The following is an 8,928-nucleotide window of genomic DNA, read 5'->3' on the forward strand; positions in this document are numbered from 1 at the left end:
CAGCCCTGGCGCATCATGTCCATCGGCCTGCGCGCCTGGGCCCGTGGGTTCTGATCAGTGAGGGTTGGTATAACATGGAAAGATGCGATCCGTTTACTCGGGATTTGTTGTGAGCTCGCCATCCGCATTGGAGGAATGAGGCCGCGCGAAAGCGATAGGCCGTCGTTCGGTTCTGCCCTATAGAGCCGCCACGCAGGCCGGCGCGGCTGCATCGCCGTCCGGATCCGGGCCGCGCGGTCGCGCCGGGCGACGAAGGTGGTCCACGTGCGCAGAAATCCTTTGAGGTTCGCAGGCACCCTCGCGCGGGTGTTCCGGCGGCCGATCCGGATCGGTCCGGGCTTCGAGCCGCACTTCTACGCCAAGCTCTATCCGGACCTGAGGCAGCTCGGCGGCGAAGAGGCCCTCTTTCGGCATTACCGCCGCCACGGTGTCCAGGAGGGGCGGCACCCCACCGTCGCCTCCTATCTGGCGGCCGTGACGGCCGAGCACGGCGCGCTGCCGGCGGATTTCAGCGTTGCCACCTACCGCACGCTCAATCCCGACCTCGCCGCGAGCCTCACCGAGGACTGGGAGTTCGAGGCCCATTACCTGCAGCACGGCCGCGGCGAGGAGCGCCGCTATCGCCTCGACCTGTCGGACTTGGAGGAGGAGTTCCGCGCCATGATGCTGGCGCGGGACGAGGCGGACGATCTCGACGCCTTCCTGGAGCGCCACGGCCTCGCGGCGGGGGCGTGGCTCCTCCGGTTCAACCTCGGACAGTTCCTGCACCTGAATGCCGACTGGCTCGGCACCCCGCCCACGACGCGAGCCGAGGGCATCCGGCTGTTCGCCGAGGCGGGCGTCGATCGCCTCGCCCCCTTCAGCATCGATGACCTGTTCGACCCCGCCTTCTATCGCAGTGCCTATCCGGTCGAGCCGGGGCTCGACGACGTGGCGCTCTACCGGCACTGGCTGCGCACCGGCCATGGACGGGACTGGATGCCGAATGAGGCGGCGCGCCTGTCCGGCCTGATCGGCGCGACGATGTTTCCGGCCTGCTTCGACGCCGCGGCCTACCGGGCGGCCCTGCCGGCGGCCTCGCGCATCGCGGAGGGCTGCCGGACCGCGATCCTCCAGCACTGGCTCGACGTCGGCTTCAAGGCCGGGATCACCGCCGGCATCGACGGGCCGGGTGCGGCCGACCTCTACGCCGCCGTCGGACGCCGGGAATGGCTGCGGGGCGAGTTCGCCCTCTCACTGCGGGCCTACGACGAGGCGCTGCGACGCGGCGGCCCGACGGCCGGCCGGCTGCACGGCCGGGGCGAGGCCCTGCGGGCCCTCGGCGACCTGCCGGGTGCGGCGGCGGCCTACCGCGAGGCCGTGCGGCATTCCGGAGCCGGCGGGCGGAGCCACATCTGGGCGGCCAAGTGCCTCGCGTCGAGCGCCGACCTCGCGGGGGCGCTCGCGCAGGTGCGGGAATCGAGCGGGACCTGGCTTCGCGACGCGCGCTGGCGCGAGGTCGCGGCGGCGATCCTGCGCCAAGCCTTCGAGGCGCGAAGCGCCGAGGCCAGGGCCGCCTACCGGGAGGGGACGCGCGAGGCCGGAGACCGAATCGTCGCCGAGGCGCTGGAGCAGCTCACGCGGGACTGGCCGCTCGCCGCGCCGCTGCCGGCTGCCCTGCCGCCCCCCGCCGGCACCGGCGCTGGCGCCGGCGAGGTGGTGATGCTGGCCAACCTCGACCTGCCGCAATGCGTGCACTACCGCGTCGAGCAGCGGCGCCGGCAACTGGAGCATGCCGGCTGGCGCGTGCGGGTCTTCGGTCAGCACGAGACCGACGCCTTCCGCGAGGCCCTGCACGGCGCGGGCGCCGCGCTGGTCTACCGCGTCCCGGCCTTCCCGGACGTCGTCCACGCCCTGCTCTACGCGCGGGCCCTCGGCGTGCGGACGATCTACGACATCGACGATCTGATCTTCGACCGCGCGAGCTTTCCGCCGCCCGTCGAGACCTACGAGGGGCAGATCACCGCGGACGACTACGTGGGCCTCCTGTTCGGGGTGCCGCTGTTCCGGTTCGCCATGTCGCTCTGCGACGAGGGCTTGGCCTCCACGCCCGTGCTGGCGGAGGCGATGCGGGCGGTCGTGCGCTCCGGCCGCTGCCACGTCCTGCGCAACGGCCTCGACCAGCGCAACGATCCCTACCTGCACCGGCCCGAGCGCGCGCCCGCCGCGCCGCAGGACCCGGTGACCCTCTTCTACGGCTCGGGCACCAAGGCCCACAACCAGGATTTTTCGGACCTCGCCGGTCCGGCGCTCCTCGCCGTGCTGGCGCGCCATCCGCAGGCGCGCCTCGTCATCGCCGGCCATCTGAAGCTCGATCCGGCCTTCGCGCGGTTCGGCCCGCGCGTCCGGCAGCTCGGCTTCACCGCCACGGTGACCGATTACTGGGAGGTGCTGTCGGGCGTGGACATCAACCTCGCGGTGCTGCTGCCCGGCCCGGCGGCGGATGCCAAGAGCGAGATCAAGTGGCTCGAAGCCGCCATGTGCGGGATTCCCTCGGTGGTGAGCGGCACGCGCACTTACCGGGAGATTCTCACCGACGGCGTCGACGCGCTCCTGGCCGACACGCCGCAGGACTGGACCGACGCCCTGGAGCGCCTCGTCGCGGATCCGGGCCTGCGCTGGCGGGTCGGCGCCGCGGCGCGCCGCAAGGCGCTCGACGCCTACACGCTGGAAGCCGCCCGGGAGACCCTGGCGCGCGTGCTGCCCCGGCCGGGTGATGATCCCGTCGCGCCGCGCCGTGCCGAGCCCAGCCGCACCAAGCCGCGCCTCCTCCTCGTCAACGTCTTCTTCCCGCCCCAGACGATCGGCGGCGCGACGCGGGTGGTGCGCGACAACCTCGACCACATCCTCGACCGTGCGGGGGACCGATTCGACCTCGCGGTGGCGGCGAGCGACGAGGGCGTGGTGCCGGCGGGCCGCGCCCGGATCGACGCCTACCGGGGTATGCCGGTGCTGCGCCTCTCGACGCCCGACGAGCTGAACATGGATTGGCGACCGCTGAACCCGGCGATCGGCGAGCTGTTCGGCGCCTTCCTAGACCGCTTCGCCCCCGACCTGATCCACTTCCACTGCGTCCAGCGCCTCACCGCCTCCGTGCTCGCCGAGGCGCAGGCGCGGGCGATCCCGCACCTCGTCACCGTGCATGACGGCTGGTGGCTCTCCGACCACCAGTTCCTCCTCGACCGCGACGGCCGCGTGGTGACGCCCACGCCCGACACGCTGGTCCCCGAGGCGGCCCCGGTCCGGACGGCGATGGACGGGATCGTGCGGCGGCGCCGCCTCGGCCGCCTGCTGCATGGCACCGACCGGATCCTGGCGGTGTCGGAGACCTTCGCGCGGATCTACCGCGAGGCCGGCTTCCCGCAGACGTTCGCGGTGCCGAACGGCCTCTCGCCGCTGGCGGTCTCGCCCCGGACACCCAGCCCGACGCCGCGGGTGCGCCTCGGCCATGTCGGCGGGCGCGAGGCGCACAAAGGGCTGCCCCTGATCGAGGCGGTGCTGCGCCGCAGCCCGTTCCAGAACCTCAGCCTGACCGCCGTCGATCTCGCGCGGCCGGCCGGCTTCGTCGGCGAGGAGGTCTGGGGCACCACCCCGGTGCGCATCGTCGGCCCGGTGCCGCAGGGCGAGATCGCGCGCCTCTACGGCGATCTCGACGTGCTGCTCGTGCCCTCGCTCTGGCCGGAGAGCTTCGGCCTCGTGGCCCGCGAGGCGCGGGCCTTCGGGCTGTGGGTGGTGGCGAGCGACCGCGGCGCGATGGGCGAGGATGTCGAGCCCGGCACGGACGGGTTCGTGGTGGACGTCACGACCCCCGAGCCCCTGCGCGCGGTGCTGGCGCGGATCGATGCCGACCCCGCCCGCTTCCGCGAGCCCCCGCAACGCACCCGTCCGATCCGCAGCGCCGCCGAGCAGGGCGACGACCTGCTCGCGCTCTACGACGAGATCCTGGGCGAGACATCGGGCGAGAGGCCGGAAACGCGGTGAGCCGTCAGGCTTCGAGGTGGCGCGCCGGCACCAGCCGCCAGACGAGACCGCCCCGGATGCCGAGGAGCATAGAGGCGAGGTAGAGGGCTCCGGCCGTGAGCACGATGGCCGGGCCGCTCGGCAGATCGCCGTAATAGGAAACCAAGAGGCCGATCGCGCTGGAGGCGAGCGCCAGCGCGATCGAGACCGGAATCAGCCCGGTGACGTCCACGGCCCAGAACCGGGCGCTCACCGCGGGCAGCAGCATCAGCCCGACCGCGAGCAGCGTGCCGAGCGCCGCGAAGCCGCCCACGAGGTTGAGCACGACGAGCCCCAGGAAGGCGTAGTGCACCGGTGCGCTCGCCCGGCTCACCGAGCGCAGGAAGAGCGGATCGACGCATTCGAGCACCAGCGGCCGGTAGGCGAGGGCGAGGCCCAGCAGCGACACGGTGGCGATGCCGCCCAGCAGCATGAGCGCCGCGTCGTCGAGGGCGAGCACGGTGCCGAACAGGATGTGCAGGAGGTCGATCGAGGAGCCGCGGGCCGAGATCAGCAGCACCCCGGCGGCGAGGGCCAGCAGGTAGAAGGCGCCCAGACTCGCATCCTCCCGCAGCACGGTCGAGCGCGCCACGAACCCGGAGAGCAGGGCCACGGCGAGGCCCGCGATCAGGCCGCCCAGCGTCATGGCGGGCAGCGACAGGCCCGCCACCAGGAAGCCGACGGCCGCGCCCGGCAGGATGGCGTGGCTCATCGCCTCGCTCATCAGGCTCATGCGGCGCAGCGTCAGAAAAACCCCGACGGGGGCCGCGCTCGCCGAGAGGGCGACGCAGCCCGCCAGCGCCCGGCGCATGAAGGCGAACTCGACGAAGGGCGCGGTGAGGAGATCGATCACGCGGCGTGCTCGTGGTCGTGCGGCCTGTCGTGCGTGTGCGGCTGGTCGTGCGCGTGCCCGGACGGGCCGCGGCAGACCGGCGCCTCCTCGTCCCAGGCCTCGCAGAGCTGGCGGGCGCGCCGCAGGTTCGGGCCGGTGAGCACCGCGGCGGTCTCGCCCCAGGCCACCGCCTCGCGGGCGAGCAGCAGCGCGGTGGGGAAGTGACGGCGCACCTGATCGAGGTCGTGCAGCACCGCCACCACGGTGCGGCGCTCCGTGCCCCAGCGCCGCACGAGGTCGAGGAGGTCGGCGCTGGTGCGGCTGTCGATCGCCGCGAAGGGCTCGTCGAGGAGGATGGCGCGGGCGTCCTGCAGCAGCACCCGCGCGAACATGGCCCGCCGGAGCTGCCCGCCCGACAGGGTGCCGATCGGCCGGCGCTCGAATCCGGTGAGGCCCACCGCCGCGAGCGCCTCGGCCACCGCGCCGCGGTGCGGGCGCAGGGCGCCGAACAGGCCGAGCCTGCGCCACAGGCCCATCGCCACGAAGTCGAAGGTGCTGATCGGGAAGGCGCGGTCGATCTCGGCCGCCTGAGGCAGGTAGGCGATCTCGCGCCGCGCGAGGCCCGGATGCTCGATCCGGCCGTCGAGGGGCGCGATCTCGCCGACGATGCCCTTGAGCAGCGTCGACTTGCCGGCCCCGTTTGGCCCCACCACCGCGAGCGCCGCGCCCGCCGGCACGACGCCGTCGAGGTGGTGCACCGCCGGATGGCGGTCGTAGCCGAGGGTCAGCCCGCGGAAGACCAGGGCGCCGGGCGCGGCGGCGCTCACGCGGCGACCGCCCAGGCGACGACGGCCCAGACCGCGAGCGCGAGGCCGAGCGCGAGACCGAGGCGCGGGAGGAGGCCGAGGCCGATCAGGGAACGGGGCGGGACCGCGACCGGGACCCGGCGCGGGGCAATCACGGGTTCGGCCTCCATCGGGCCACTCCTCAGCACCATGAAGGGCGCGGGCCGGGCTCCTCGCGGCGGCGGAGACCTGACGGATGGCGTCCGGCCGACCATTTGATAGAGGTGTCCCGGCGACGTCGGCCGTACGGGACCGTTACACTGTAACAGGCGGGAGCTGTCAACCGGCGCCCAGGGAGAGCGGACCATGGACCAGCACGCCCACCCGGACCACGCCTGCGGCCACGGCCGGGCGGATCTGGTGGCCCGGGCCGAGCGGCTCTGCCGCGAGCGCGGACTGCAGTTCACGCCGCTGCGCCAGCGCACCCTGGAGGTGATCGCCGCGGAGGCGCGCCCGCTCGGCGCCTACGACATCGCCGAGCGGCTGAGCCTGCCCGGGCGGCGGGTGGCGGCGGTCTCGGTGTATCGAGCGCTCGATTTCCTGACCGAGAACGGACTCGTCCACCGGCTGGCGAGCCGCAACGCCTTCGTCCCCTGCGACCACAGCCACAGCGGGGGCGAGAGCGCGGTTTTCCTGATCTGCCGCGCCTGCGGGGCGGTGGACGAGACGACCTCCACGGAGATCGAGCGCGGCCTCGACCGCACGCTGGCCCAGGCGGGTTTCCGGCCGGCGAGCCGCATCGTCGAGATCGAGGGCGAGTGCGGGGCCTGCCAGGGGCGGGAAGGGGCCGAGGGCTAGCTCACCAGAGCGAGAATTCCGTCCCGAACTCGGTCGTGCGGAGCGGCCGGCACGGCGCCGGATCGGCCCGGCACTCCGCCCGGGGCTTCAGCGACAGCGCGCCGTCGCGGTCGGCCTCGAAGCGCAGCTTCACCGGCGGGTCGTCCTCCCGGGCGTAGGCGAGACTCACCTCGAAGCGCACGAAGTCGAACTCGCTGCGGTTCGCGTAGACGATGAGGTCGCGCGAGACAGCCTCGCCCGAATTGAGGTCGGAGGCCTCGGCCGGCCCCTCCGTGGCCCCCGCGAACAGCACGCCCTGGCGCAGGATCACGGTGCCGGGTTCGGCGAGCGTGTAGGCGCGCGCGGCCGCGACCTGGCTCGCCCCGTCGAGGTCGCCGCCGAGGGCGCCCGGGTCCGGACGCGCGGCGAAGTGCGCCCGGACGCCGATCACGTTGTAGACGAGGCCGAGGACGCGCACGCCCGTCCGGCCGACGTTCCGGCGCGTCACCGTGGAGCGGATCGCCACGTGGTCGTCGCGCTCCCCCGCCTTCACGAGCGTCGTCGTCACCGACACGGCGGGCGGTTCCAGGCTCGGCTTGATGCGCGCCTCGTAGATGAAGGTGTAGACGCCCCAGGCCCCGGCCCCGAGGATGGCCAGGGTCTGCACCAGGGTGTTGATGCGCTCCGCGTCGAAGCGGCGGGCGGGTGATCCTGTCTCCGAGCTATGTCCGCTCATCCCCCTGGCTCCGCCGCCCCTGCCGCGGTGGGAAGCACCGGATGGCCGACGGGTTCCCGGATCACTGCCCGCGCCGGGCCTGCGCGGCGAAGCGCACCGCCTCCTCGGCGGCCCGGAACTGGGCGCGCGCCTTGTTCACGCATTCCTGCTGCTCGGAGGCCGGGTCCGAATCGTAGACGATGCCGGCGCCCGCCTGGACGTGCATGCGCCCGTCCTTCACCACGGCGGTGCGCAGCACGATGCAGGTGTCCATCTGCCCGTCCGCGCCGAAATAGCCGATGCAGCCGGCATAGGGCCCGCGCTTCTCGCGCTCCAGCTCGTCGATGATCTGCATCGCCCGCACCTTCGGGGCGCCCGAGACCGTGCCGGCCGGAAAACCCGCGATCAGCGCGCCGAGCGCGTCGTGGCGCGCATCGAGGCGGCCCTCGACGTTCGACACGATGTGCATCACCTGGCTGTAATATTCGAGGAAGAACGAACCCGTCACCGTGACGCTGCCGATCTCGGCGACGCGGCCGACGTCGTTGCGGCCGAGGTCGAGCAGCATCAGGTGCTCGGCGCGCTCCTTCGGGTCGGCGAGCAGGTCTTCGGCGAGCGCGCGATCCGCCTCCGGCGTGGCGCCGCGCGGCCGGGTGCCGGCGATCGGCCGGATCGTGACCTTGCCGTCGCGCACCCGCACCAAAATCTCGGGCGACGAGCAGACGATCTGGAAGGCGCCGAAATCGAGGTAGGCAAGAAAGGGCGCCGGGTTCACCCGCCGCAGCGAGCGGTAGAGCGCGAAGGCCGGCAGCCCGAAGGGCGCCTCGAAGCGCTGCGACAGCACCACCTGGAAGATGTCGCCCGCCGCGATGTACTCCTTGGCCCGGGCCACCAGGGCGTGAAAAGCCTCCGGCGCGGTGTTCGAGGTCGGTGCCGGAACCGGGATCTCGGCAGGGTTGACGCTGGCCTCGACGGGGAGCGGCCCTTCCAGCGTCCCGGCGACCCGCTCCAGCCGCGCGAGCGCCGCCTCGTAGGCGGCGCGGGCCGCGACGCCCGGGACCGGACGGATCGGCGCGACCACCGCGATCTCGTCGCGCACCGCGTCGAACACCACCATGACGGTCGGTCGCACCAGAATCGCGTCGGGCACGCCGATCGGGTCGGGCTTGGGCGCGTCGAGGCGCTCCATCTCCCGTACCATGTCGTAGCCGAGGTAGCCGAACAGCCCGGCGGCCATCGGCGGCAGCGCCGCCTCGCCCGGGATCGCGCTCTCGGCGATCAGCGCCCGCAGGCTCGCCAGCGGCGGCTGGTCGTCCGGCCGGAAGGCCGAGAGGTCCGGCGCATCCGCCCGCGCGGCGCGGCCCCCCTCGCAGCGCCAGACGAGGTCGGGATCGAGCCCGATCATCGAGTAGCGCCCGCGCACCGCGCCGCCCTCGACGGATTCGAGCAGGAAGGCCGCGCCCTCGTGCCGGGCGCGCAGCTTCAGGAACGCGGCGACGGGCGTTTCGAGGTCGGCGACGAGGGTCGCGCGCAGCAGCACGGGCGTGCCCGCCGCGTAGGCGGCCATGACGGCATCGGGCTGGGGCGTGACGAGCATGGCGTCTGATCCGAAGGCGGGGAGGGCGATGGCCCACGAGCGGACGCGGGCGGCCCCCCGGGGGGTCATGATGTTATCGCGGGCATCGCGGGATCCCCTCTCCCGTGCGGGAGAGGGGATCCCG

General features: G+C 73.4%; 7 protein-coding genes. 2 read left to right on the forward strand and 5 right to left on the reverse strand.

The genetic code is table 11. From position 1 onward, the window contains the following. Window positions 1–279: 279 nt before the first annotated feature. Window positions 280–4,020 (forward strand): glycosyltransferase, encoded by a 3,741-nt coding sequence (locus ACKUB9_RS12720; protein WP_407522449.1) that lies wholly within the window; start codon window positions 280–282, stop codon window positions 4,018–4,020. 4 nt (window positions 4,021–4,024) lie between these two features. Here ACKUB9_RS12720 and ACKUB9_RS12725 read toward each other — a convergent pair whose 3' ends face one another. Genes ACKUB9_RS12725 through ACKUB9_RS12735 form a run of 3 tightly spaced genes read right to left on the reverse strand, consistent with a single transcriptional unit; the run spans window position 4,025 to window position 5,846 of the window. Beyond that, window positions 4,025–4,891, reverse strand: a complete 867-nt coding sequence (locus tag ACKUB9_RS12725) for a metal ABC transporter permease (protein WP_407522451.1) — start codon at window positions 4,889–4,891, stop codon at window positions 4,025–4,027. Further along, window positions 4,888–5,697: a metal ABC transporter ATP-binding protein gene (locus ACKUB9_RS12730; RefSeq protein WP_407522453.1), complete on the reverse strand. Its 810-nt coding sequence runs from the start codon at window positions 5,695–5,697 to the stop codon at window positions 4,888–4,890. The genes ACKUB9_RS12725 and ACKUB9_RS12730 overlap by 4 nt, the downstream gene beginning before the upstream one ends. Beyond that, window positions 5,694–5,846: a hypothetical protein gene (locus ACKUB9_RS12735; RefSeq protein ID WP_407522455.1), complete on the reverse strand. Its 153-nt coding sequence runs from the start codon at window positions 5,844–5,846 to the stop codon at window positions 5,694–5,696. Before ACKUB9_RS12735 ends, ACKUB9_RS12730 begins: the two co-directional genes overlap by 4 nt. 175 nt (window positions 5,847–6,021) lie before the next feature. Here ACKUB9_RS12735 and ACKUB9_RS12740 point away from each other — a divergent pair, with 175 nt between their 5' ends. Further along, a complete protein-coding gene (locus ACKUB9_RS12740; protein ID WP_407522457.1) occupies window positions 6,022–6,513 on the forward strand; it encodes a Fur family transcriptional regulator in 492 nt (163 codons plus the stop codon). A 1-nt stretch (window position 6,514) separates the two neighbouring features. Here the strand turns inward: ACKUB9_RS12740 and ACKUB9_RS12745 are convergent, their stop codons facing one another. Beyond that, on the reverse strand, window positions 6,515–7,228 hold the full coding sequence (locus ACKUB9_RS12745; protein ID WP_407522459.1) for a hypothetical protein: 714 nt from the start codon (window positions 7,226–7,228) through the stop codon (window positions 6,515–6,517). Window positions 7,229–7,289: 61 nt separating this feature from the next. Continuing rightward, window positions 7,290–8,804: an anthranilate synthase component I gene (gene trpE, locus ACKUB9_RS12750; RefSeq protein WP_407522461.1), complete on the reverse strand. Its 1,515-nt coding sequence runs from the start codon at window positions 8,802–8,804 to the stop codon at window positions 7,290–7,292. Between the last annotated feature and the right edge of the window lie 124 nt (window positions 8,805–8,928).

This window comes from Methylobacterium oryzisoli, from assembly GCF_046557895.1.
Classification (GTDB): Bacteria; Pseudomonadota; Alphaproteobacteria; order Rhizobiales; family Beijerinckiaceae; genus Methylobacterium; species Methylobacterium oryzisoli.